Below are 407 nucleotides of genomic sequence, written 5' to 3'. Positions count from 1 at the left end.
CCTGGTGGACCTCCAGGACCTACTGGACCTACCGGATTGCCAGGAACTGTTGGACCTCCGGGGCCTACTGGGCCTACTGGAATAACTGGAGTAACCGGACCTTCTGGTGGACCTCCAGGGCCTACTGGGCCTACCGGCATAACTGGAGCTACTGGACCTTCTGGTGGACCTCCAGGACCTGGTGGACCTCCAGGACCTACTGGACCTACCGGATTGCCAGGAACTGTTGGACCTCCGGGGCCTACTGGGCCTACCGGCATAACTGGAGCTACCGGACCTTCTGGTGGACCTCCAGGGCCTACTGGACCTACCGGCATAACTGGAGCTACTGGACCTTCTGGTGGACCTCCAGGACCTACTGGACCTACCGGATTGCCAGGAACTGTTGGACCTCCGGGGCCTACTGG

Annotated in this window: 1 protein-coding gene; it reads right to left on the bottom strand. The window is 61.2% G+C overall.

Features of this window, described 5'->3' with window-relative positions; translation table 11 throughout:
• Positions 1 to 407 (bottom strand): hypothetical protein (locus JDS98_RS29650; RefSeq protein ID WP_199634636.1); only part of this gene is annotated, 407 nt, incomplete at both ends.

This window comes from Bacillus cereus group sp. N11 (assembly GCF_016483605.1).
Classification (GTDB): Bacteria; Bacillota; Bacilli; order Bacillales; family Bacillaceae_G; genus Bacillus_A; species Bacillus_A toyonensis.
Note: the sequence above shows the minus strand (reverse complement) of the source record. Positions and strands in the feature narration are given on the sequence as shown.